The 22,310-nt window shown below is 66.1% G+C and carries 18 protein-coding genes; 11 read left to right on the top strand and 7 right to left on the bottom strand.

Features of this window, described 5'->3' with window-relative positions:
• Positions 1–586: 586 nt before the first annotated feature.
• Together NP3_RS17250 and NP3_RS17245 are read left to right on the top strand one after the other, a co-directional pair.
• Positions 587–877, top strand: a complete 291-nt coding sequence (locus NP3_RS17250; RefSeq protein WP_307678042.1) for a hypothetical protein — start codon at positions 587–589, stop codon at positions 875–877.
• On the top strand, positions 877–1,083 hold the full coding sequence (locus tag NP3_RS17245; RefSeq protein WP_040697671.1) for a hypothetical protein: 207 nt from the start codon (positions 877–879) through the stop codon (positions 1,081–1,083). Before NP3_RS17250 ends, NP3_RS17245 begins: the two co-directional genes overlap by 1 nt.
• Positions 1,084–1,235: 152 nt before the next feature.
• Here NP3_RS17245 and NP3_RS17240 read toward each other — a convergent pair whose 3' ends face one another.
• On the bottom strand, positions 1,236–2,183 hold the full coding sequence (locus NP3_RS17240) for a DNA-3-methyladenine glycosylase family protein (protein ID WP_084508652.1): 948 nt from the start codon (positions 2,181–2,183) through the stop codon (positions 1,236–1,238).
• 313 nt (positions 2,184–2,496) lie between these two features.
• The gene (locus tag NP3_RS17235) at positions 2,497–5,259 is read right to left on the bottom strand and encodes an FAD-binding and (Fe-S)-binding domain-containing protein (RefSeq protein ID WP_063042535.1); all 2,763 of its coding nucleotides are present in this window, start codon (positions 5,257–5,259) and stop codon (positions 2,497–2,499) included.
• A 281-nt stretch (positions 5,260–5,540) separates the two neighbouring features.
• Here NP3_RS17235 and NP3_RS17230 point away from each other — a divergent pair, with 281 nt between their 5' ends.
• Positions 5,541–7,421 (top strand): ABC transporter ATP-binding protein, encoded by a 1,881-nt coding sequence (locus NP3_RS17230; protein WP_063042505.1) that lies wholly within the window; start codon positions 5,541–5,543, stop codon positions 7,419–7,421.
• 42 nt (positions 7,422–7,463) lie between these two features.
• On the opposite strand, the gene NP3_RS17225 is transcribed toward NP3_RS17230, so the two are convergent.
• Together NP3_RS17225 and NP3_RS17220 are read right to left on the bottom strand one after the other, a co-directional pair.
• Complete coding sequence (locus NP3_RS17225; protein ID WP_063042533.1) at positions 7,464–8,459, bottom strand: oxidoreductase; 996 nt, start codon at positions 8,457–8,459, stop codon at positions 7,464–7,466.
• Positions 8,460–8,516: 57 nt separating this feature from the next.
• The gene (locus NP3_RS17220; protein WP_063042503.1) at positions 8,517–9,587 is read right to left on the bottom strand and encodes a DNA polymerase IV; all 1,071 of its coding nucleotides are present in this window, start codon (positions 9,585–9,587) and stop codon (positions 8,517–8,519) included.
• Between the two features lie 119 nt (positions 9,588–9,706).
• Here NP3_RS17220 and NP3_RS17215 point away from each other — a divergent pair, with 119 nt between their 5' ends.
• Positions 9,707–10,306 carry a DUF1707 SHOCT-like domain-containing protein gene (locus NP3_RS17215; protein ID WP_063042501.1) on the top strand — a complete coding sequence of 200 codons (600 nt, stop codon included), beginning with the start codon at positions 9,707–9,709 and terminating at the stop codon, positions 10,304–10,306.
• 279 nt (positions 10,307–10,585) lie between these two features.
• Here the strand turns inward: NP3_RS17215 and NP3_RS17210 are convergent, their stop codons facing one another.
• Together NP3_RS17210 and lon are read right to left on the bottom strand one after the other, a co-directional pair.
• Positions 10,586–12,262 (bottom strand): FAD-dependent monooxygenase, encoded by a 1,677-nt coding sequence (locus tag NP3_RS17210; RefSeq protein ID WP_063824798.1) that lies wholly within the window; start codon positions 12,260–12,262, stop codon positions 10,586–10,588.
• A 107-nt stretch (positions 12,263–12,369) separates the two neighbouring features.
• On the bottom strand, positions 12,370–14,712 hold the full coding sequence (gene lon / locus NP3_RS17205; RefSeq protein ID WP_063042531.1) for an endopeptidase La: 2,343 nt from the start codon (positions 14,710–14,712) through the stop codon (positions 12,370–12,372).
• Between the two features lie 184 nt (positions 14,713–14,896).
• Here lon and NP3_RS17200 point away from each other — a divergent pair, with 184 nt between their 5' ends.
• The 7 genes from NP3_RS17200 (at position 14,897) to NP3_RS17170 (ending at position 21,369) form a co-directional block, all read left to right on the top strand.
• Positions 14,897–15,346: a MerR family transcriptional regulator gene (locus NP3_RS17200; RefSeq protein ID WP_063042499.1), complete on the top strand. Its 450-nt coding sequence runs from the start codon at positions 14,897–14,899 to the stop codon at positions 15,344–15,346.
• 287 nt (positions 15,347–15,633) lie between these two features.
• Positions 15,634–16,989: a DUF445 domain-containing protein gene (locus NP3_RS17195; RefSeq protein ID WP_063042497.1), complete on the top strand. Its 1,356-nt coding sequence runs from the start codon at positions 15,634–15,636 to the stop codon at positions 16,987–16,989.
• Positions 16,990–17,119: 130 nt separating this feature from the next.
• Positions 17,120–17,905 carry a TIGR03084 family metal-binding protein gene (locus tag NP3_RS17190; RefSeq protein WP_063042529.1) on the top strand — a complete coding sequence of 262 codons (786 nt, stop codon included), beginning with the start codon at positions 17,120–17,122 and terminating at the stop codon, positions 17,903–17,905.
• A 348-nt stretch (positions 17,906–18,253) separates the two neighbouring features.
• Positions 18,254–18,961: a hypothetical protein gene (locus NP3_RS17185; protein ID WP_157124368.1), complete on the top strand. Its 708-nt coding sequence runs from the start codon at positions 18,254–18,256 to the stop codon at positions 18,959–18,961.
• Positions 18,962–18,979: 18 nt separating this feature from the next.
• Positions 18,980–20,158: an L-2-hydroxyglutarate dehydrogenase gene (gene lhgD, locus NP3_RS17180; protein ID WP_063042493.1), complete on the top strand. Its 1,179-nt coding sequence runs from the start codon at positions 18,980–18,982 to the stop codon at positions 20,156–20,158.
• A gap of 151 nt (positions 20,159–20,309) precedes the next feature.
• Positions 20,310–20,780 (top strand): SRPBCC family protein, encoded by a 471-nt coding sequence (locus NP3_RS17175; RefSeq protein ID WP_063042491.1) that lies wholly within the window; start codon positions 20,310–20,312, stop codon positions 20,778–20,780.
• 10 nt (positions 20,781–20,790) lie between these two features.
• Positions 20,791–21,369, top strand: a complete 579-nt coding sequence (locus NP3_RS17170; protein WP_063042489.1) for a ribonuclease H family protein — start codon at positions 20,791–20,793, stop codon at positions 21,367–21,369.
• A gap of 100 nt (positions 21,370–21,469) precedes the next feature.
• Here NP3_RS17170 and NP3_RS17165 read toward each other — a convergent pair whose 3' ends face one another.
• Complete coding sequence (locus NP3_RS17165; RefSeq protein ID WP_157124367.1) at positions 21,470–22,213, bottom strand: Rv1363c family protein; 744 nt, start codon at positions 22,211–22,213, stop codon at positions 21,470–21,472.
• Positions 22,214–22,310: the final 97 nt, after the last annotated feature.

The following is a 22,310-nucleotide window of genomic DNA, read 5'->3' as shown; positions in this document are numbered from 1 at the left end:
GTTGCAACGTGCTTGCGCCCCACTCCATCAGCCTGGATGCCTCCGCGATGGTGAGACCCGACTGGGTGCGCCAGTCCCGGAGATACCTGCCGAGCTGGCGTCTGGGTAGAGTGGAGGCGGCGTTCTCAGGGGATAGCCGGTCCGGGATTTCCGACGCTCTTGCCGAATTCGCTGACACAGCACGCTCCGTTCTGTGTTCGGATGCAAACCCAACGGTTGCTCCGGGCGACCCCACAAGCTCGGTTCCCCGGCACTTCGCTTGGGCAGAGGGCTCTTTCGTCCACTATGGAGAATCCTCCCTTCCCTGCTGGGTTTCGTGCTGGGAATTCGCCTCAAATATTTGGATATCCACGAAGGATGCTGTTCGCGACCTGCCGTGATGGTGTGCTGGGAGTGTGCCCGGAGCGGAACAGGCGCCTTTCCCCTCCTCCTGTGAAACCTCCGGGCGCGCCCAGTATTCGATGGCGACGCTCGCGGCGTCCTCCGTGGTCACGCAAGCTACCGCCTCCGGGCGCGTCGCGAGCGTCGCAGGAATCGCACGTAGGAACGAGGAGTCATGGCTGTAAGTGTCATAGCGTCGTCCTTGATGACCAGCGATTTGACCCCGCATCGTGCCCGCAGCGTCGGGCAGGAGAGCTGGGTGGTTTCCTATTTGCCCGGACGTACGCTGACCTGCGACCAGGCGGTTGCCGCGCTGAAGGTTGCTGAGGTGGTGCCATCGCTGTTCGCCGCGGTCGGCGATCTCGCGGACGAGGTCGGCCTGACCGTACTCGAGGCGTTGGGGATGGCCGTTCGACAGGCACCGTGGGATCAGGGACCGATCTCCCGATACACCCGACAAGTCCGCGCGGTGCGCCGCCGGGCGGAGGTCGCCTGATGCAACTCACCAACCTGCACATGCCCGTCGCATCCCTATTGGCCTGCGGAAACGACCCTGGTGTGCTGACAACCGAACAAGCCCACGCCGCAATGCAGTTGCATATCGACTGCACCGTCGACCGGTGTCGGGTCCGCCGTGCGGCGCGGACCACGCTGGTCGAGGCGGGCAAATGCGTGCTGGACGAGCGCGCCCTGCCGTTATGAGGCCCGCTGCCGAGCCACCGGGCGTCCCGGAGGTGCTTGCGGACTGTATTCGGGTGCTGCGCTGGGTGACCGCCGAGTCCCTGGCCCATCGACGGCACGCTGTCGCGCAGACGAAATACGGCCTGCCGAAGCGAGTTGTCCGGCGGATCCGCTCAGTGCCAGGTGTGGTCGGTGAGCGGGGTGCGCGGGCCGAACTTCGGCTTGTGCGCGTAACCGCTGATCTCCAGCAGGCGGACGGCCCGATAGCGATGTGGCCGTAGCGGTTCCAGATATTCGACCATCGCGTCGTCGTCGATGGGTGCACCGAGCAGGGTCCAGCCGACGATCGCCGCAAGATGGTAGTCGCCGACCGAGAGGGCATCCGCGTCACCGAAGGCGCGCTGCCCGATCTCGGCGGCGGTCCACACCCCGATACCGGGCACCGTGCGCAGGCGGCGGGCGGCTTCGGCCGGACTTTCGGCCGCCGCCCGCTCCAGCGCGTCCGCCACCCGGGCGGCGCGCACGATCGTCTGCGCGCGCTGCGGCCCGACATTGGCGCGGTGCCAAGTCCAGGACGGGATCTTGCGCCAGGTCTCGGCGTCGGGTGGGAGCAGCAGTCCGGCGGGTGCTGGGCCGGGTGCGGGAGAGCCGAACTGCCGCACCAGCTTTCGCCATGATGCGCGGGCGGAGACGGTGTGCACCTTTTGTTCCAGCACGGCGGGCACCAGGGCCTCGAAGACCAGGCCGGTGCGCAGCATGCGCAGTCCGGGAAAGCGGCGGTGCGCGTCGACGATCTTCGGATGATCAGGTGCGAAGTCGGAGACGTCCTCGTCAAGGCACAGCATGTGGTCGAGTCCGTCGAGGAATTCGGCCGCGCCCGGACCCCAGGCGCGGCCGTCGGCGGTGTGGCGATCGGCTTGGATCAGGCGGTAGGTGACCGGGCCGGTCGGCATTCGGGAGGCGTGCCAGTGCGCGCCGTCCTGGGTGACCTGGTGGCAGGGGTCACCGTGGCCGCGGGACAGTGGCGCGAGCGTCGGCGCGAGATCGATCGGCCGCTCGGCCGTGATCGTCCTGGTCAGGCCGGTCCGGTTCAGGTCCGGCGCGGCCGTCTGATTGCGCACCGCCCCATTGTGCCCCGGTAGGTGGGCGGCGGGCGCGCGGGCCTCGAATGTTGCCCGGCTCACAATTGTTTCGGTCCGAATGTGCGATTTGCCATACGGATTCGGCATAATCGCTGATCCTCGCTATTTTGTAACGCGAAGAATTGATATAGCGATATTGACGCGTTCGGCAAACAGCTGGCAGTCGCCATAACGGAGGTACGAAATGATCACCAACGCGCTCAACTGGTTGCTCAATGCCTGGGGTGCGGTTTCCGCGGGCAGCTCGGGCTACCAGATTCCGTCCGGCACGCTGCCGTTCGGCAGCTGACACTCATTCACCGAGCAGGAATTGCGCGAGGTGTAGGCCTCGGCGGCCGCTCAGCTGCATGGCCTGGGTTCGGCACGAGAACCCGTCGGCTATGAAGATCGAATCTTCGTCGGCATTCCGTAGCGCCGGGAGCAAGCCATTCTCGGCGACGGCGACCGAAATGTCGTAATGGTCGGATTGCATTCCGAAGTTTCCGGCCAGACCGCAGCAGCCGGTGACCTCTGTCACATTTATCTGCATGCTAGCTAATAATTGGCGATCTTTGTCGAAGCCGATTACGGCATGGTGATGACAATGCGGTTGTACGACCACCGACCGTCCCGGTCGCGGTGGCGGCCGCCAGTTCGGATGTTCGGCAAGGAATTCGGCGAGTGTGCGCACGGCGGCGGCGGTAGCGGCCGCGCGCGGGTCGTCCGGTAGCAGTTCCGGCAGGTCCGAGCGCAGGACCGCCGTACAGGACGGCTCGAGGCCGACGACGATGCCGCCGCCGCGCACATGCTCATCCAGTTCGGTCAGTGTCGCGCGCAGCCGAGCCCGAGCACCGTCGAGTTGTCCGGTGCTGATCCAGGTGAGTCCGCAGCACACGCGCCGTCCCGGTATCCGGACTCGGTAGCCGAGGGATTCGATCAGTTGTACTGCGGCCTGGGCTATTTCGGGGTCGAAGGCATCGGTGAAGGTATCGGTCCACAGCAGCACTTCGGGTGCCCCGTCCGAATCCCCCCGATCGTGCCAGCTCCTGCGGAAACCGCGGTCGGCGAGACGCGGTACCGCGCGTCGCGGATCAATTCCACTCGCGCGCAGGGCGATTCGGCGCAACCACCCGATTTCGGCCAGCGCGTTCGCCGCTCGCGGCATGCGACCCGCGACACCGAGCCAGCGCGGCAGCCATCCCAGGGAGTAATGATCGATGGGACGCGGGCGGTGCCGGTAGCGGCGGTACAGCGCCTCGGATTTGTAGGTCGCCACATCGACCCCGGCTGGGCAGTCGGAGCGACATGCCTTGCAGGACAGACACAGATCGAGCGATTCGGCGACCGCCTCGGACGACCAGGGGAGTGCACCGCGCACCACCTCCTGCAGCACCCGCGCCCGGCCGCGGGTGCTGTCCTTCTCGTCGGCGGTGGCCAGATACGACGGACACATGAAGCCACCGATCGCGCGGGTGTCGGCGCGGCATTTGCCGATACCGACGCACCGATGCACGGCCGTGGAGATATCGCCGTTGTCGTACGGAAATGCGAAACCGCCCGTTCCGATCGGTCGCACTCCGACCAGCCGCAGGTCGGCATCGATGGGGCGCGGCGCGACCAGAACGCCCGGGTTCAGCACATCATCTGGATCGAAGAGCGCCTTGTACCCGGCGAATGCGTCGAGCGCGTCCTGGGAGTACATGATCGAGAGCAATTCCGAGCGGGCCCGGCCATCGCCGTGCTCGCCGGACAGCGAGCCGCCGTAGCGGACCACCAGCTCGGTCGCATCCTGTATGAAGTTCCGAAAGCGTTGCGGCGCATCGGCAATCGGCAGATCGAGACGGACGTGGATGCAGCCGTCGCCGACGTGACCGTAGAGCAGTCCGTCCACGCCGTGGTCCTTTGTCAGCGTGGCGAAATCGCGCAGATACGCACCGAGGTGCTCGGGCGGGACGGCCGCATCCTCCCAGCCCGGCCAGGCCGGATCACCCGCCGGAGTGCGACCGGCCAGTCCAGCGCCTTCGGCCCGAATGCGCCAAAGTGCCGCGGCGGCACCGGGATCGGTGACAATCCTGGAGTCCAGCGCACCGACAGTTCGGCAGAGTTGCTCGGCCGCGGCATATGCCTCGGCGGGAGTATCGCCGACGGACTCGACGAACAGCCAGCCGCTACCGCGCGGCAGTTCCGGCACGCCGCTGGTGGCTCCGCGGTGCACGCGCACGATATCGACCAGTCGCGCGTCGATACCTTCCACCGCAATCGGTTTGCAGGACATGACCGCCGCGACATCGTCTGCGGCCGTGGCGATATCGGGATAGCCGAGCACGGTGAGGACGGTTGCCCGCGGCAACGGGACCAGATCTACCGTCGCTTCGACCAGCAGCCCACAGGTCCCCTCGGTGCCGACGAATGACTTCGCAACCGCCGAACCACGTTCCGGCAGTAGATGTTCCAAACCGTAGCCAGAGGCCTGCCGATCGAATCGGCCGAGTTCGGTGCGGATCACCGCGAGACCGGCCCTGGTGAATTCGGGCAGGCCGGGAATTACGGACGGGTCGGCCACCAGCGTCCGCTCGGTTCCCGTCCCATCGAGAATGCGCAGCTCACACACATTATCCGAGGTGCGCCCCCACGCCACCGCATGCGGCCCGCACGCATTGTTGCCGATCATCCCGCCCAGCGTGCACCGATTCTGCGTCGACGGATCAGGCCCGAACCGCAGCCCGTGAACCGCGGCCGCTCGCTGTAATTCGGCGAGGACAACGCCGGGTTGGACGCGTGCGATGCGCCGGTCCAGGTCGAGCTCACCGATGCGATTCATATACCGGCTGAAGTCGACCACTATCCCGGGGCCGATGGCATTGCCCGCCACCGACGTCCCCGCACCCCGCGCGGTAACCGACAGCCCATTACCCCTGGCGAATTCGAGCGTGCGCGCCACATCCTCGGCCCCGCGGGGAAAGACGACCGCGGCCGGAAGCACCCGATAGTTCGACGCATCGGAGGAGTACTCGGCGCGCCGACGCAAGGACGCGTCGACCTCACCCGCGATCCTGCGACGCAACGCATGGGACATCTGGTCCTCGCTCACCCCACCAGCCTATGCACGCGCATCCCCGACCACGTGCGCCGCATCCGGACCTTTTGTCCGGAGCTGTACTCTGCTTCGATTCGGCACTCAAGTCCTGATCCGGACACCATTTCCGGATCCGCACCCTGTGGCGGGTGCCGAGGACTAGGTGCGGTGGTTCGCTCTGCGCGGAATCGTTGCGGAATGGGCTTGCACTAAACCTTTGTTGAGGTCTTAGTGTCGGTGGCCAGGTGTTCGATGGGCGGGGAGCGAGAGGGAGCAGCACAGTGAGTATCGAATCGGTGGCCTGGAGCCAGATGTATCGGCGGGCGAACGCGCCGCAGGAGCAGCGGCCGTTCCGGCTCGCGACCGCGCAGCGCATTCTGCGGTTCGCGCGGCCGCACCGCCGCCGGATCGGTGCGTTCCTGCTGTTCAGCGTGGTGTCCGCGCTGCTCGCGGTGGCGACGCCGGTGCTGGCGGGTCGGGTGGTCAACGACATCGTCGGCGGCGCGGCGCCGCGCGTCGTGGTCACTCTCGCCGTCCTGATCGGCGGGATTGCGGTGGTCGATGCCGCACTCGGGGTGATCATCCGCTGGCTGTCCTCGCGGATCGGTGAGGGTCTGATCCTGGATCTGCGCACGGCCGTGTTCGATCATGTGCAGAAGATGCCGGTCGCGTTCTTCACCCGGACCCGCACCGGTGCGCTGGTCAGCCGTTTGAACAGCGATGTGATCGGCGCGCAGCGCGCGTTCAGCGACACGCTCTCCGGTGTCGTCACGAATCTGGTCACCCTCGCGCTCACCCTCGCCGTCATGGTCCGCATCTCCTGGCAGATCACGCTGCTCGCGCTGGTGCTGCTGCCGGTATTCGTGGTTCCGACCCGGCGGATGGGCAATCGACTGGCCGGATTGCAGCGCGAAGCCGCGGGCCTCAATGCGGCGATGAGCACCCAGATGACCGAGCGGTTCTCCGCACCCGGCGCGACGCTGGTGAAGCTGTTCGGACGGCCGCAGCAGGAGTCGGACGAATTCGCACTCCGCGCGCGTCGAGTGCGCGATATCGGGGTGCGCACGGCGATGCTGCAGACGGTTTTCGTCACCTCGCTGACCCTGGTTTCGGCGCTGGCACTGGCTCTGGTCTACGGACTCGGCGGGTGGTACGCGCTGCGCGGCCAGCTGGATGCCGGTGCGGTGGTGTCGCTTTCGCTGCTGCTGACCCGCCTCTACACACCGCTCACCGCACTGGCCAGTGCTCGGATGGAGATCATGTCCGCGCTGGTGAGCTTCGAGCGGGTCTTCGAGGTGCTGGATCTGAAACCGCTGATCGAGGACGCACCGGATGCCGTCGCGGTGCCCGCGGGTCCGGTCGCGGTGGAACTGGACAATGTCACGTTCGGCTATCCGTCGGCCGACAAAGTGTCGCTCGCCTCGCTCGAGGATGTCGCGACGCTGGATACCCGCGGCGGGGTGGACGTGCTGCACAATGTTTCGCTGCGAGCCGAGCCCGGGCAGCTCGTCGCGCTGGTCGGTTCCTCCGGCGCCGGGAAATCCACTGTGGCCCAACTCGTTTCCCGGCTCTACGACGTGGACGGCGGTATGGTGCGGCTGAACGGCACCGATGTGCGCGAGCTGACCACGACCTCGATCCGGGACACCGTCGGCCTGGTCACCCAGGACGGCCACCTGTTCCACGACACCATCCGCGCCAATCTGCTGCTGGCCCGGCCCGAGGCCACCGAGGCCGAACTGTGGGATGCGTTGCAGCGGGCTCGGCTGCGTGAACTGGTGACGTCACTGCAGGACGGGCTGGATACCGTCGTCGGCGAACGCGGCTATCGCCTCTCCGGCGGTGAACGCCAGCGACTGACCATTGCCCGGCTGCTGCTCAAACAACCACGCGTGGTGATCCTGGACGAGGCGACCGCCTCACTGGACTCGACCTCGGAAGCCGCTGTCCAAGAGGCGCTTTCCGAAGCGCTGGACGGTCGGACCGCACTGGTCATCGCACATCGCCTGTCCACCATTCGGGCCGCCGACCAGATCCTGGTGCTCGAGGACGGCCGAATCGTGGAGCGCGGCACGCACACCCAACTGCTCGCCGCCGATGGACGCTACGCGGAGCTGTACCGCACGCAGTTCGCGGACGATCCGGTCGAAGTCGCAGCCTGAGCGCACCGAAGCCCGGCTCGAACCGGGCTTCGGTGCGTACTGTCAGAATTCGCCCGCGACGCCGAATACGGTGCGGCCGGAATGGTTGCCGTGCTGAATGGCGTGCAGGACCCGCTCGGCCTCGGTGATGGGAGCGAAGTTCTCGATGGTCGAAAGGTGCTGGGGCCGGAGCTCGTTGGCGAGTCGTGCCCACATCGCGCGGCGCTTGGCGATCGGGACGTACGCGGAGTCGATGCCGAGCAGCGATACGCCGCGCAGGATGAAGGGCATGACGGTGGTCGGCAGATCCGGTCCGCCGGTCAAACCGCTGACCGCGACCGCACCGCCATAACCGATCGCGCTGAGAATATAGGCGAGGGATTTGCCGCCGACGCTGTCCACGGCACCGGCCCAGGTGGCCTTGGACAGTGGACGCAGTTTCGCATCCGGATCCTCCGGCAGGCGGCCGATCACCTCGTTCGCGCCGAGTTCGGCCAGCCGATCACCCGCATCGGTCTTTCCGGTTGAGGCGATCACCTCGAAACCGAGGCCCGACAGGATATCGATGGCCACGCTGCCGACACCGCCCGTCGCACCGGTGACCAGCACCGCGCCGGTGTCCGGGGTGAGTTCGTGATCGAGCAGGCCCTGCACGCTGAGTGCGGCGGTGAAACCCGCGGTGCCGAGCGCGGCCGCGTCGCGGGTGCTGAGACCGTCCAGCTTGACCGCCCAGTCGGCGGGCACCCTGGCGTACTCGGCGAAGCCGCCGTGATGCGAAACGCCGATGTCATAGCCGTGCGCCACCACCTGATCGCCGGGCGCGAAATCGTCGACCTCGGAGGTGACGACCTCACCGGTGATATCGATGCCGGGGATGATCGGATAATTCCGGACCACGCCGCCACCCGCGGTGATCGCCAGCCCGTCCTTGTAGTTCGCGCTCGAGTAGTGCACCTTGATCGTGACCTCGCCCGGCCCGAGGAAGTCCTCGTTGACCTGCTGCCGCGTGAGCACGATCCCGCTGTCCGATTCTTGTGCCACCATCGCCCAGAACTCCATGCCGACGAGCATACGAGGGTCGGCCGGTGCCGGGGTGGATCCTCGTATGCTCGTCGGCTATTGCGGTACGAGTTCGAGGCGCACGCCGAGCAGCCTGACCGGGCGATCCAATTCGAATCTGTCGACGATGCGCAGGGCGGTTTCCACGATCGCCGCGATATCGGTGGTCGGCTCGGGAAGTTTCTCCTGCTTGCTGCGGGTATAGAAGGTATTGCTGCGGACGGTCACCGAGACGCGCAGCGGGGTGCGGCCCGCCGCCGCCATCTCCTCGCCGACCTCGGTGGCCAGTCGCGCAACCTGGGCGCGGATCTCCCCCGGATCGGTGAGGTCGTGCGGGAAGGTCTCGGATTTACTGCGGCCCACCGGAATTCGCGGTTCGGTGGTGACGTCGGTATCGCCCTTGCCGTGGCCGAGCACCCAGAGATAGGGGCCGGTATTCGGACCGAATTCGGCGGCGAGGCGCTGGCGATCGGCGGCCATCAGGTCGGCGACGGATTCGATGCCGAGTTCGGCCATCCGTGCGGCGATCCGATTTCCGATGCCCCACAGCGCATTCGTCGGACGGTGTGCCATCACCTCGACCCAGTTCGTGGCGGTGAGCCGGAAGATCCCCGCCGCCGCGCCGACGGTATCGGCGGGCGCGGCCGAGGACTTACCCGCGGATTTGGCGAAGCCGGTCGCCAGCTTGGCCGTGAGTTTGTTGTCGCCGATGCCGATGGCGCAGGTCAGTTCCAATTGTGCAATGGCACTGCGGATTTCGCGGGCGAGCTGCTCCGGATCGTCGGTATCGGCGGCGAGGAAGGCCTCGTCCCAGCCCCAAACCTCGACGCGGCCGGGAAAGGTCCGCAGCAGCGCCATGACTTCCTCGGATGCCTCCTCATAGGTGGCCATATCCAGCGGCAGGAAGATACCGTCCGGACATTTGCGCTTGGCCGAGCGCAATGCCATCCCGGCGCGCACCCCGAATGCTCTGGCCGGATACGACGCGCAGGTCACCACCTTGCGCGGTTCGTCGGGATCGCCATTGCCGCCGACGATGACCGGCAGGCCGCGCAGCTCCGGATGGCGGCGGAATTCCACCGCCGCCTGGAACTGGTCGAGATCGACGTGCAGCAGCCACCTGGGCATACATAGGTCTTACCGCATGACCATGACAAACAGCGGAAATTGGCCACGAACGTCGGTGGTCGACTCGGAAACGAGCCGTCCGTACGATCTCCGTCAGGACGAGCAAGGGGAGATGTCGCATGACCGACGCACCGGACAACCTGCCCGCGGTTCGGGTCGCCGATATCGATCGCGAGGTCGCGGCCAAGCAGCTGCAGCTCGCTGTCGACGAGGGGCAACTCGATCTGCTCGAGCTGGATAAGCGGCTGGTCGCGGTCTATTCGGCGCAGACGGCGCAGGAGCTCGTCGCCATCACCGCCGATCTGCCGGTGATCGCCGCCGCGCGCGAACCCATCGAACTGCGCACCGGCAGTGGGGCCCGGGTGAAGGACGGCGCGTGGATCGTCCCGGCCGAGATCACGGCCGAATGCAGCTCCGGCGGCATCAAGATCGACTTCACGCAGGCACTGTGCCCGCATCGCGAGGTCGTGGTGCATGTCGCCGTTGGTTCCGGCACGGTCCAGTTGATCGTGCCGCACGGCTGGCGGGTCGACCTCGATCGGGTGCAGGCCAGCAGCGGCATCGTCAAGAACAAGGTGACCGAGGGCAGTCTGCCCGGATCGCCGCTGCTCCGAGTCGACGGGGAGATCGGCTCCGGGGCCGTGGTGGCGAAGTATCCGCGCCCACCGCGGCGATCGTTCCTGGCATGGCTGCTGCGCCGTCCCCGCCCGACCGTGTGACCGTTCCGTCGCTCCACCTGGCAGGCGCCAGTACCGCGTCCAGCTGGCTTCCGAGGTAATCGATATCGGTCGAGCTGTCATATGGCGGTACCGCGGGCCGTGTCATGCCGGGTTTCGACTGCGCTCGGCGAGTCGGCCGGACCGGGTAGCGCGGCAACCTATCTGGACGGGGCACTGGCAACGGCTCCCTCACCTACCTGCGGTCCGCCGCCGGTACCCGGCTCGCGGCGAGGCCACCGTCACCGGGTTGACGCGTAAGGCCGTCGTCGCGTGCGAAATCTATGCCGAGCGCCCGGAACCGGTGCTGTGCGCAGTCGCCCAGGGTAATGCGCGCTCGGTCGAGCGTGAACTCCGCGGCTGAGCGTCCGCCGACCAGCCCATGAGCGACCGCAATGTCGTGACCAGCGACCGCGGATACATACCCGCATCGGAGCGCGCGGCCACGTGTCCGTCCGGACGCACCAGCAGCGCACCGCCCACCGGCAGATCGGTGCGGGCACCCCATTCCGTGCCCAAGCCGTGCACCGCTATCTCGATACCGGTCTCGCGCTGCGCATCGGCCGCGGCATCGCGCCAGGCAGCCGACTTTCCGGCGATCAGTATCGCGTAACCGGGTCCACAGAGATCCAAGGTCGAAGTGGTGTGCTCGGCGTCGAGCCACAGGTGCGGCAGTCGCGTTCCGACCTGTCCGGTCAGCCGATCGACATGCGGCTCGACCCATTCGACGCAATCCGCGGGTTTGCGCGATACCGCACTCGACGCGTACCGGAACCGCGACATGACCGCCCCGAAATCCAACCGGCGCGCCAAAATCTCCGCGTTGTCAGGGGTTTCGATGCCGTAGCGGGTTTCGAAGTCGTCTCCCAGATTGGCCTGTTCAGCGGCGATGATCGCACGTGACCACCGTTCGGCCTGATAGGAATCGAGCAGTGCGGGCCCAGCGGTACCCGACAGCACGGCGGCCAACTTCCAGACCAGATTATGTGCGTCGGCGACACCGGTATTGCCGCCGAAACCACCCCACGGCGCGTGCCGGTGGGCGGCGTCACCGGCGAGGAAGATCCGGCCGCGCCGATACTCGTCGGCCACGAAACTTCCGGTGTCCCAGGCGCTTCGCGCCAGCATCTCGACCTCGATATCGGACACGCCGATCGCGGCGCGGACCAGTTCGATGCAGCGCTCGTCCGGATAGTCCGCAGCCGTTTCATGGGTCGGGTCGTATTCGAGATGGAAGGACCATTCGTCGGTGTTGTTCTTGGACAAGACGAGTCCGCGCATGGTGTCGTTGCTGATCTCACATTGGCTGAAGGTGCGACCGCCCAGCACCCCCGTAAGATCCGTCCGCGCAAAGACATTGATGTAGTGGCGCGTCGGCGGCAGCTCCCACCCTGCGATACCCAATGCCCGGCGGATCGGGCTGGCCGCACCGTCGGCCGCGATGAGGTAGTCGGCCCGGATAACCGAGCTGCGACCCGACTCGTCACGCAGGGTTGCGGTGACACCCGCGTCATCGGCCTCGAAATCGATGAGCTCGACTCCGAATCGGAGATCACCACCGCGTTCGCGGGCCTGCTCGGCAAGCACCGGCTCGAGCAGCACCTGGGGCAGGAAGCAGAACTGCGACGGACTGGGATCGGCCGCCGCCATTGCCGACCGCAAGTGACTCAGGTCGAGCGGCTCAGCCGTGATCAGGCTGGTGCCCCGGCTCGCACCGCCGAAGCTGCCCGCCCGCAATGCGGTCTCGGAGGCCAGGCGGACCCGCCCCTCGACGCCGACCTGACGGAACAGCTCGGTGGTCCTGGTGTGCAGGCCGCGAGCCTTCGGCAACGCCGATGCCTTGGTTCGCTTCTCGACGAGAACATAAGGGACATCGTGATATTCGAGGAACAGCGCGGCCGATAGTCCGACCAGGCCGCCGCCGACAACGAGAACGGGAATCCGCTGCGTAGGAGTCATGCCACGATCGTGTGCGCACGGGCTTGCACCGCCCTTGCGTCGCGGTCACGGCGCGCATGCATACGAAACGGGCCGTACCCGCAGGTACGGCCCGTTCGAGGCGAATATCAGGCGCTCGCCGCGAAAGCGCGGGCGTCCACGGCTGGTTCGGCGACCGGCTCGATGGCGTAGGCCAGGATGTCGGCCACATCGGCGACCGGGCGCACATCCAGGGCGGCCAACACCTCCGCGGGCACGTCGTCCAGATCCGGCTCGTTGCGAGCCGGGATGAACACCGTCTTCAGACCCGCACGTTGCGCGGCCATCAGCTTCTGCTTCACCCCGCCGATCGGCAACACCCGGCCGTTCAGCGTGACCTCACCGGTCATGCCGACATCCGCGCGCACCTGTCGGCCGAGCGCAAGCGACACCAAGGCGGTGACCATGGTGACACCCGCCGACGGCCCGTCCTTCGGCACCGCGCCCGCCGGGAAGTGAATGTGGATATTGCGGTCCAGCACCGACGGCTCGATGCCGATCTCCGCCAAGTGCGAGCGCACGTAGGTGAGGGCGATCTGCGCCGACTCCTTCATGACATCACCCAGCTGACCGGTCAGGGTGAGCGCGCGCTCGCCCTCGGCGCCGTTGGCCTCGATGTAGAGGACATCGCCGCCGAGACCGGTGACCGCCAAACCCGTTGCCACACCGGGGACCGCGGTGCGTTCCACCGAATCCGGGGTGAAGCGCGGGCGACCCAGGTAGTCCTTCAGGTTCTCCAGACCGATGGTCAACGACTCCAGCGCGTCGTAACCCAGCTCGGCGTCGTAACCCAGCGACACCACATTGTCGGCCGAACCGGTTCCGTCCTCGGACAGCCGAGTCGCGGCCTTGCGCAATGCCTTCGCGATCAACCGCTCCATCTGCCGCACACCGGCTTCCCGGGTGTAGTTGGCCGCGACCTCGCGCAATGCCTCGTCGGTGATCGAAACCTCCTCGGCGGTAAGCGCATTGCGTTCCAGCTGCCGTGGCACCAGGAAGTCGCGGGCGATGGCGACCTTGTCGTCCTCGGTGTAACCGTCGACGCTGATCATTTCCATGCGGTCCAGCAGCGGGCCGGGAATGGTCTCCAGGACATTCGCGGTCGCGATGAACAGCACGTCGGACAGGTCCAGATCCAGATCCAGGTAGTGGTCACGGAATGTGTGGTTCTGCGCCGGATCCAGCACCTCGAGCAGCGCCGCGGCCGGATCACCGCGGAAGTCCGAGCCGACCTTGTCGATTTCGTCCAGCAGGACAACGGGATTCATCGATCCCGCCTCCTTGATGGCGCGCACGATCCGGCCCGGCAGCGCACCGACGTAGGTGCGCCGGTGACCACGGATCTCCGCCTCGTCGCGCACACCGCCGAGGGCGACGCGAACGAACTTGCGGCCCATGGCCCGTGCCACCGACTCACCGAGCGAGGTCTTGCCGACACCGGGCGGACCGACCAGTGCGAGCACGGCGCCGGAACCACGTCCGCCGACGACCTCGAGTCCGCGCGCGGCCCGGCGAGAGCGCACGGCCAGGTACTCGACCATGCGATCCTTGACCTCGTCCAAGCCGTGGTGATCGGCGTCCAGCACCGCGTGGGCGGCCGAAACATCGGTGCTGTCGGTGGTTTTCACGGTCCACGGCAGGTCCAGGACGGTGTCCAGCCAGGTGCGGATCCAGCCGGATTCCGGGCTCTGATCGCTGGCCCGCTCCAGTCGGCCGACCTCGCGCAATGCCTCGGCGCGCACGGCATCGGGCAGATCAGCCTGCTCGACCCGGGTGCGGTAGTCGTCGGCGCCGTCGGGCTCGTCCTCGCCGAGTTCCTTGCGAATGGCATTGAGCTGCTGACGCAGCAGGAATTCGCGCTGACTCTTCTCCATGCCCTCGCGGACATCTTCGCTGATCTTCTCGGTGACCTCGGCCTCGGCGATATGCGCCTTCGTCCACTCGATCAGCTTGGTCAAACGCTGTGCGGTATCCGGAGTTTCGAGCAGCTCACGCTTCTCGTCGGCGGTCAGGTACGGCGCGTAGCCCGCGGTGTCGGCGATTGCCGACGGATCGGTCAGCTGATTGACCGCGTCGATGATCTGCCAGGCCTCGCGGCGCTGCAGCACCGAAACGACCAGCTTCTTGTATTCGGCGGCAAGCTCTTTGGTGCGACCGTCGGCGGCGGGCGTCTCGACCGGTTCGGCCTCGACCCACAGCGCGGCGCCCGGCCCGGTGACCCCGTGACCGATCTTGGCGCGGCGTTCGGCCTTCAGCACCGCGGCGGGCGCGCCACCGCGCATCCGGCCGACCTGTTCGATGGTGGCGACGACGCCGTAGGAGGCGTAGCCCTCGGTCAATCGGGGCGCGAGCAACACCGCGTCGGTATTCGCGGCGCGCGCGGCGTCGATGGCGGCCTGCGCCGATTCGTCCAGTTCGATGGGCACGACCATGCCCGGCAGCACGATCGGATCGGTCAGGAACAGCACCGGCAGGTTCTGTGGTGTAGTCACGTGTTCGACCCTTCCAAAAGTTGAGCGATGTCCAGTCAACCCCGGGCCTTCCACGTTTGTTCCACACCGCCGCCCACGTTCGCTCAGAGCGATCGGCGTTCGATGCCGCACTAGAATTCAGGGCGTGTTCGAAGTCGATGCGCGGCCGGTATCCGGACCTGTTCGCTGCGACGATCCGGACGGGCTGAGTATTGGTGAGACCGCACGTCTTACCGGGGTCAGCGTGCACACCCTGCGCTACTACGAGCGCGCCGGCCTGGTCCTGACCCCCGTCGACCGCACCGCCAGCGGGCGGCGGCGCTACCACCAGCTCGACCTGGACTGGATCTATATATGCACCAGGCTGCGCACCACCGGAATGCCCATCCAGACCATCCGTCGCTACGCCGAACTCGTGGCCGCCGGAAACGGCAACGAACCGGAACGCATCGCGCTGATGGAGGCCCATCGCGGCGAGGTGGTCGCCAAACTCGCCGAAATCCAAGAGAATCTCGCGCTCATCGACCGCAAGCTCGATATCTATCGAGGTCGAATCGCGATCGCCGACCACGATTTCCCTGCACACCCGAGCTGATACCTCGGTAGTGGCATACGTGTTGCGGCGCTGACAACAGCGGGACCGCCCTATTGTTGGGCGGACCGTGCCGGTGTTCGCTGAGCCGCTGCATCCGAGAGGAGCGCGTGGTGTTCGGACAGAACTGGAAGCAGGCGGGGGCGGTGCTCGCCGTTGTGGGGGCACTCATGCTGCTGGATGCGGTGCAAGACCTTGGGGCGTAGTCACGCATTGACACCCTGTCGGAGCCAATGAGAATGTTGGCAGCTAGATATCTCACACCTGGGCGGCATTAGGGGGACCCGACGATGACAACACTCACCTCCGGAGTGTTCATCGATTGGGAAGAGCTGACCGGCCTGTCCAAGTTCTCCGTCGATCTGATCACCTTTCCGATCTTCAGTGCGCTCGCCGGTTGGCTCACCAACTGGACCGGTGTGCTGATGCTGTTCTGGCCGGTCATTTTTCGCGGAATCCGGATTCCCGGCCTCCAGGTGTTGTATCCGTATTTTCCGCGCCGGGTCCAGGTGCTGCCGACATTCTCCGGTGACGGCCGCCGACTCGGATTCCAGGGATTCATTCCGGCGCGCGCGGAGAAGATGGCGAGCATTTGCGTCGACAAGGCGCTGATGCGCATCGGCAGTCCGCGGGATTTCATCCACGAACTGGATCTGGAGAGTATTGCCGATTACATCGCGATACTCGCGAGCGAGCAGGTCAAACCGCTCGTCGACGAGGTGATGTACCGGGAGAATCCGGACCTGTGGCGAGGGGTGCCGAAGGCGATGAAACAGGTCATCTATCAACGGGTGGACCGGGAATTGCCCGGATTGACCAGGCGCGCCTTCGAATCGCTCGGCGACAATGTCGACCAGCTCATCGATATCAAAACCTTCGTCATCCGGTATCTGCAGGAAAATCCGTACATCCTCAAGGATCTGACGACCACCATCGCCGCCCCCGAATTGCGTTTCATGGTGCGCATCGGCCTGCTCGGTGCGCCGTTCGGCCTGCTGCTCGCGCTGTATATGCATGTGCACCACACCATTCCGGTGATCGGCTGGGTGCCGGGTTGGGTGATCGTGCTGCAGGCCGCGGCGGCGATCGGCGTGATCGTGAATGTCATCGCGGTCAAAATGGTCTTCGAACCGGGTGATCCCCAGCCACGCTACAAGTATTTGTGGAAGCAGGCGCTGCTGGCCAAGCGGCAGCCGCAGGCGGCGACCGATCTCGCGCATATCCTCGCCTACCAGGTGCTGACGCTGCCGAATCTGTCCAAGGAACTGCTCGACGGTCCGAACGGCGATAAGACCAGGCAGCTGATAGAGCGGCTGGTCTCCGATGAGATCCATCGCCAACTCGGTCCGACCACCTCGATCGTGCGCGTCGCCTTCGGCCGCCGCCAGTTCGACAATCTCAAGGTCGGCGCCGCGGGCGCGGCGGTCGGGCTGGCTCCCAGACTGGTCGAGGACGAGGCATTCACCCTCGAGCAGGCCAAGAAGATCGACGAATTCGCCGCCCGCAAGCTCCAAGACCTCACTCCGGGGGAGTTCATGGAGATGTTCTACGCCTCGGTCGAACAGGATGCCTGGCTGTTGTATCTACACGGCGCGCTGCTCGGCCTCGTGGTCGGCGCCGCACACCTGACGATTTTCGGCTGGTAACCGGCCCGAATCCGGTCAGCGGCGAGTCCGCGCCAAATACAAGCACGCATGCTTGCATTTTTTTCGGCCCACTGCGATGCTGGACCGCGAGGGTGTACGAAGCAGTGCGCCTGGACGGGACAGGGATCTGATGGCCGACCTAGACGCGCTCTTGCGCGATTTCGCCGACGACTGCGCGGAACTGGAAAGAATCGTCGCCCCGCTGGCGGACTGGTCCGCGCCGACTCCGGCGCCCGGCTGGAGTATCGCCCATCAGATCGGCCATCTGGCCTGGACCGACGAGGTCGCCGCGCTGGCTGCCACCGACCCCGACGGTTTCGCGAAGCTGGTCGAGGAGGCGGGCCCGAAGGCGTTCACCTTCGTCGACGAGGCCGCCGAGGAGGCCGCCACCGCACCCACCGCCGAACTGCTCGACCGATGGCGCCGCGGCCGTGCCGGTCTGATCGAGGCCCTGCGCGCGCTGCCGTCCGGCGCCAAACTGCCATGGTTCGGACCGCCGATGAGCCCGGCATCCATGGTCAGCGCACGCATGATGGAGACCTTCGCACACGGCCAGGACATCGCCGACGCACTCGGTTTGACCAGGACACCGACCGCCCGGCTGCGCACGGTCGCCCATATCGGCGTGCGAACCAGGAACTTCGCCTACACCGTGCGCGGTAAGACCGTGCCGACCGAGGAATTCCGCGTCGAACTCACCGCACCGGACGACAGCGTGTGGTCCTGGGGGCCCGCGGATGCCGCCCAGAAAGTGACCGGTCGGGCACTCGACTTCTGCCTGCTGGTGACCCAGCGACGACACCGTGACGATCTCGCGCTGGCCACAGTGGGTGCGGACGCCGCCGAATGGCTCACCATCGCACAGGCTTTCGCGGGACCGACGGGTGACGGGCGGTCGGCGGGCCAGTTCGCCTGACCCGCCGCATCCGAACCACGGGTCCGGCCGGAATTCTTAGGTGCGGGCGAGCGCCACACTTGGGTGCGCCGTTCGTGTCGGCCGGACGCCGTTGGCCGGGTGTCTCGATGTGGCAGTCGAGAATGACGCTCGCCAGCTAAGTGTATTTACCCGCTCGTCAGCTTGTAGAAACATTGACGACGCCATTCGGCTCGGGTTCGGCATCGCGGATATCACCGGGCTTTGTGATGCTGATCTCGCCCATGCGGTGCCACCTGCGGCCGCCCCTGTAACCTGGACAAGCATACGGCTTTCAACGATGCGGGCCGCGCGGTGAGGGGATCAGGGGCGGACGGAAAGGAACGCATCGTGGCATATAAGCCTGCCCAGATCGCTCAACATACCGCTATCGTGCTCGCGGGCGCCGCCAGCCTCAGTCTCACCGTTACCGCGGGGGCATACATCGTCCACCAGATGGCCGATACCCAGCACGCCACCAACGAGGTGGCCGAACCACCTGCGGTTCGGATTCCGGATGTCGACACCGACTACGGACCCGTGCTCTCCGATGCCATATTGACCGGTGGAACTCGCGACCTGCCCGCACTATTCGGCCGCTTCCCCGCGGAATCCAGCGGCGGCATGGTGAAAACCTCTCAGGCCCATACAGATTCGCCTGCCTCCGCCGGAATCAGCGGCAAACTGCGCCTCGGCACCGCCTATCTCGGCGCGCAGGTGGCACCGAGCCGCGCGAATTCCGTCGCCTTCACGGTGGATACCAATGCGCTGACGGCACTGACGGATTTCCTGCTCACCGAACCGGTTCGGGACCGGCTCGGCATCCACGCCGATCCGGATGGCGTCACCCGGTTGCGCACCGAGGTCGATACGCACAACGGCGAAGTGATATTCACCTTCTCGGATCCGACCCTCGGTGAACACGGCCTGCGGCTCGATCGCAATCCCGCACCGAGCACCGAACATGGTGCGACCGTGGAAGATTCGGCCACGTCGGGAACAGTCGACGCGACCCCGGATCCGGCCGTGACGACGGCGAACCACACCATCGCGGTCTAGTCCGCCTACGCTGCGTGCATGTACGACTTCTGTGTCATCGGGGGCGGGATCGTCGGAGTCGCGACGGCGCATCGGATTCTGCGACGTCATCCGGGTGCGAGCCTGGTGCTCGTCGACAAGGCCGACGCACTCGCGACCCATCAGACCGGACACAACAGCGGCGTCATCCATTCCGGCATCTACTACCCGCCGGACAGTCTGAAGGCGCGGCTGTGCCGAAAGGGCGCCGCGTGGACGAAGGAATTCGCCGCGGCACAGGGCATTCCGTTCGAGGTATGCGGAAAACTGCTGGTGGCCACCGATGCCGCCGAATACCGGCGGATGCTCGCGCTGCACGAACGCTCGGTCGCCAACGGGGTCGATGTCGAACTCATCGACACTGCCGAACTGACTCGCCGCGAACCGCATGTGAGCGGTGTCGGCGCATTGTTCGTGCCCGCCACCGGCATCATCGACTTCACCCGCGTCACCAACGCACTCGCCGAGGAGGTCCGAGCCGCGGGTGGCGAAATCGTGTTGAACGCCGAGGTCACCGCACTCACCGAAACCGCCGATGCGGTCACCGCGGCGGGTCCCGCGGGTTCCTGGACGGCGCGCACCCTGGTGGTCTGTGCGGGTCTGCAGGCCGACCGGATGGCCGAACTCGCCGGTCTGCGAACCGATTTCCGCATCGTGCCGTTCCGCGGCGAGTACTACCAGCTGCCGCCCAGCCGATCCGGACTGGTGCGCACACTGATCTATCCGATTCCCGATCCGAATCTGCCCTTCCTCGGGGTACATCTGAGCCCGATGATCGATGGCACCCTGACCGTCGGCCCCAATGCGGTGCTCGGCCTGGCCAGGGAGGGCTACCGCAAGGGCAGTTTCGACGCCCGCGACGCCCGTGCGGTACTCGGTTTCCCCGGCTTCCATCGGGTGGCCCGCGCCCATGTGCGCACCGGACTGCGCGAGCTGCGCAACTCCATGTTCAAACGCGGCTATCTGGCCGAATGCCGAAGGTACTGCCCGGAACTCACGATCGCGGATCTGCGACCACGCGAGGCGGGCATCCGCGCGCAGGCGGTACTGCGCGACGGCACCCTGGTACACGACTTCCTGATCGAACGCACACCCCGCTCGATTCACGTGCTCAACGCACCGTCACCGGCGGCGACCTCCGCCATGCCGATCGCCGAATACATCGTCGACCAACTGTGAGCCCGCCGAGTTAGCTGGGTCGCGGGTTCCAGCAAACCAAGCGACCACCCGGTCATCAATGTGGTAAGCCCGCCAACCAAATTCCCGGCAACCGCTCGAATAAAGAGGAGAGCTGTAGTACTTTTAGCGGCAGCCAACAGGGAGGGGCCCTATGGGCCACATCAAGTACGCGAGCGACGTCGGAGCCCCGGTCGAGGTGGCCTTCACCTATACGGACAACCATCAGTTCGTGCCGGATTGGATGTTCGCCGTCGCCGCGTTCGAGCCGAAAGACGAGCTCGACCAGGGTCTCGGTGCGGTATTCACGACGCGGATCAGGCTGGGACTGTGGCGGCCGACCATCGAATGCGAAATCACCGAATACCGGCGCAATGTGGTGATCGGCTACACATTGCGCGGCCAGTTATCAGGCACTTTGACGCTGTGCTTCGACCCGCTCGGCTATGGACGCTCGGTGCTGACCTCGCAAGCGGAGTACGCTCCACCGAGTGGGCTGTTCGGTCGACTGTGCCTGCGCCTGGTGGATTCCGCCGTGCGCTCGGCACTGCGCCGCACCGAATCCCAGTTGCGAAGGGAGATAGAGGAATTCCACGGTACCGATCTTGTCGGTCGGATTGCGTAGGGTGCCATCCATGATCATCGTGAGCACCGACGGATCCTGCCTCCGCAATCCCGGCGGCGCCATCGGCTGGGCTTGGGTCAATCATCAGGGCGGTTCACGCAGCGGGGGAGCCGCCACCGGAACCAATCAGGTCGCGGAGTTGCGCGCGCTCCTGGAGGCGGTACTCGCCCATCCCGGCGAGGAACCGCTGTTCATCGAGAGCGATTCGCTATACGCGATCAAATGCGCCTCGGAGTGGATCTTCGGCTGGCGGACCAACGGCTGGCGCACCGCCAGCGGCGGCGCGGTGAAGAACGTGGAACTCATCAAACAGATCGACCGGGCCATCGCCTCCCGGCCGGGACCGGTCCGGTTCCGTTGGGTGCGTGGACACGTCGGCAATTACTTCAACGAAATGGCCGATACCCTCGCGGGCGAGGCGGCCAGACAGGCCGCGGCCTGCGCGGCGGCCGGTGAGGTCCCGACCGCGGAACTCCCCGAGCTGCAGCCGGTGCTCGAGGACTCCACCGACAAGACCACAAAATCCGCCCGGCCGCGGTCAGCGGGGAAGCCGGTCGCGCCAGCACCTCAGGCATTGACCCTGTTCTGAGTCCGCCGGGCGCGACCGGGCGCAAGACCGCCGGAAAGACCTCCGGGCGGGTGGTGCCATTCCCACCCGCTCGGAGGCGCTTTTCGAGTAGATGATCCGATCAGTTGCCCATCTGCTTCAGGATGGGCAGATCGAACTTGTCGACGAGCCACTTGTCGCCGACCTTCTTCAGACCGGCCACCACCACGAGCTCCACCTTGCTCGGCGGCTTGTTCGCGGCGGCGATGTTCACATTGGTCGTGGTCTGACCGATCACCACCAGCACATTCGCGTGCTCGGTATCGCCGGACTGGAAGCCGCACTGCATGTCGTAGGTGGACGAGGTGGCCTTGGCGTCGATGACGACACCCTTGAGGTCCTGACCGAGCTTGGCGAACTGATCCTTCCAGTCACCGGTCGACGCGGCATCCACCTTCTTCAGGTACTCGTCGATGGTCTGCGGATCGTAGGTGGAGATCAGCTTGCCGTATTCGCACGCCGCCGCGGTGGCCGCCTCGTGCGCGTCCAACTCATCGGCGCGATTGCTCGCCTGCCGATAGAAGACGATAACGGCGGTCACCGCTGCGACGAGCAGCACACCGGCGATAAATGCGGCGACGATGGGCACCAACGCGCCCCGATCCTTGCCACCATTCTGAGTGACCGGCTGCGCCGTGCCCTTGGCCAGTGTGTCCGCCGCCTGCTTCGGCTCGGTCTTCGGGGCAGCCGGGGTCGGCGCCGCTGCTACCGCATCACCCGACTTCCCGATCTCGACGGTCTTGTCCTCGGCGAGCACGTCGGCCTTGGCGTCCTCTTTCGGCGCATCCGAGTTCTCGTTCTCGGCGCCGACATCATCAGTGGACATCGATACAATCCTGCACTTTCCCGGCGCACCTGAGCGCACCGATATTGCCTTGTCGGTCCGCATCGGACGAACCGTTCGCACTCTGCGGGGGAGTATT

This window comes from Nocardia pseudovaccinii NBRC 100343 (assembly GCF_001613225.1).
GTDB classification, from domain to species: domain Bacteria; phylum Actinomycetota; class Actinomycetes; order Mycobacteriales; family Mycobacteriaceae; genus Nocardia; species Nocardia pseudovaccinii.
The sequence above is the reverse complement of the archived record's forward strand: the minus strand, read 5'-3'. Positions and strand labels throughout refer to the sequence as shown.